Genomic DNA, 2,126 nt, shown 5'->3' with positions numbered 1-2,126 from the left:
TACCCCTTGCGGCGTACCTGGGCTTCCCATTGATAGGGGCCGCGCTTACGGAACGTTGCCATAGCCAAATACCATAACTTGCTGCTGAGTGTGGCAAGATTGTGGCATAAACCCTATTAAATGGAAAAAGCTATTGATTTATATGAATTGCATTTTGCTTTCGTAATGCGAAGGTCAGGAGTTCGATTCCCCTTATCGGCACCAGATAAAACAAAGGGTGAGCTTCATTTTGAGGCTCACCCTTTGTGCTTTTTGGCTTGGGGTACCACGTGGGGTACCACATTTAGCAAGTGATAGACTTGTATCAATGCCCATCCAACTCGTTTTTGACTTCTCGATGGGGGGAGAAAAGGGATGGGTGTTTTTGATCAAATTTGGTGACCACCTAAGCGGTCACCGGCAATGGATGGGACAATCTGAAACAAGAGCAAACAAGGGGTGGGTATATCAAGATGCCACCCCTTTCTCCATGTTGTTGTCCTGCTTGGGCGAGGAATTAAGGTCGCCACTCAACTTTACCGACTTTCTCTTGGATTGCGTTGAATGGTGGCGATCAGACCACTACTCCTCGTTGAGTTCCGTTCGGGCTGTATTGATTTGGGCAATGCTCAGAAAGGTAGGAGCCCCAGCCTTTCCGGCTGAATATTGTGCGATCAGTTGTGCCGCGATGCGTAACCTTCCGGCAGTGCTGCCGGGCTGCAGGCGATAACCGTTTCATCGTTTGCACCACACTTTTCCAGGAAGGTGATATCGGCAAATTCGTCGATAACCAGTCTTGGGTAGGTTGGGCCAGCATCGCGATAGGCTTGCATCTTGTCCAGATGCTCATTCTGGAAACATACGGTTTTCTGTGGCGCTTCTGCGATCCAGCGGGGAAAGAAGATCACGCCATGCAGCTTGCGAGTGGCGAGGTTGAAAGCGACGCTGACACTTGTGCCGGTTGGCTCATCCCAGGATACCTTGAAGACCTCGGCTGACAGTCGCACGATATGGACGAGCTGGTCGCGCACCCAGCGGCCGCCGACCATGCCGCTATGGATACGGTAGTCGATCGTGCGGTCATTCTTGACGTAAAGCTCGTACTGCCATCCATTTTCATAGGTGTAAATGAAATGATGACCGATAAAGTCGGCCAACTCTTCCGGTTTGGTAGATTCGAATTCGTTATTCATGTCGCTGTCTCCATGGTCGGTGTACGCAGCATATTAGTTTTGTTTTTTGAAATTAATAATTCTGATTATGGTTGTAAGTAATCTATTTTTTTGATGTATTGGGGCATTCAGTCAGGAGCAGACATGACCATGTTGCCCAAATCGACCATTGAACAATGGGGTGTGTTACGAGCCGTCGTCGAAGAGGGGGGATTTGCCCCGGCAGCGGAACGGTTGCACCGTAGCCAGTCTTCGATCAGTTATGCTGTTGCTCGTTTGCGCGACGCTGTTGGTGTCGAGTTGCTCGAACATCGTGGCAGACGTGCGTTTCTGACCGAGGCGGGGGCGGCCCTGCTTGCCGAAGTCACGCCATTGATCGAGGAGCTGAACCGGATCGAACGGCGCGGGTGCGGTATAGCGCATGGCGAAGCTGTGCGTATCCGTCTGTTGGTTGACACCTTGTTCCCCAAAAAACGCCTGTTCAAGGCGATTGGGCAGATCATGGAACGCTATCCGGAAGCAGAGCTTCAGTTGCTGGAAACCGTTCGCCAAACCGTGCATGACGTGCCTGCTGATTCCTATGACTTGGCCATTCTGATCATCGAACCGGACTCGATGGATGTAGACAGGATTGCGGATATTCGCCTCATCGCGGTTGCATCGGCTACCCACCCCCTGCTTGCCAACAAGCGTCCTGTGACCAAAGTGACACTGGCCCGATACCCTTTCGCCGAAATTCGTGGTTACGATAGCGTTGAGGAGCCTTCATCAAGGCTGGGGCGCCGCTGGCGCATGAACACCGTCGAGTCGGCCATCAGCGCCGCACGGTGTGGGTTCTGTTATGGCTGGTTGCCGTGTCACTTGATCCAGACTGAACTGCAAGACGGCTCGCTACTGCCGCTGCCATTGGAGAGTGGTGCTGTCCGCCATGTGCCGCTTGGGCTTTATCGAAACCGGGCGACACACGGTCATGAT

At 52.4% G+C, this 2,126-nt stretch carries 2 protein-coding genes; one reads left to right on the top strand and one right to left on the bottom strand.

Translation table 11 applies throughout. The features are described 5' to 3' along the window. Positions 1-653: 653 nt before the first annotated feature. Positions 654-1,172, bottom strand: a complete 519-nt coding sequence (locus tag LD28_RS0112865) for a phenolic acid decarboxylase (protein ID WP_033137363.1) — start codon at positions 1,170-1,172, stop codon at positions 654-656. Positions 1,173-1,295: 123 nt separating this feature from the next. Between LD28_RS0112865 and LD28_RS0112860 the strand changes: the two genes are divergently transcribed. Continuing rightward, on the top strand, positions 1,296-2,126 hold an 831-nt coding region (locus tag LD28_RS0112860; RefSeq protein ID WP_050514327.1), incomplete at its 3' end, for a LysR family transcriptional regulator.

Source organism: Aeromonas finlandensis (assembly GCF_000764645.1).
Taxonomy (GTDB): domain Bacteria; phylum Pseudomonadota; class Gammaproteobacteria; order Enterobacterales; family Aeromonadaceae; genus Aeromonas; species Aeromonas finlandensis.
This window is presented reverse-complemented; position numbering and strand designations above follow the sequence as displayed.

Bases quoted from the DNA above. Each gene is read 5' to 3' on its own strand.
- LD28_RS0112865 (WP_033137363.1), bottom strand. From the start codon at position 1,172: ATGAATAACGAATTCGAATCTACCAAACCGGAAGAGTTGGCCGACTTT.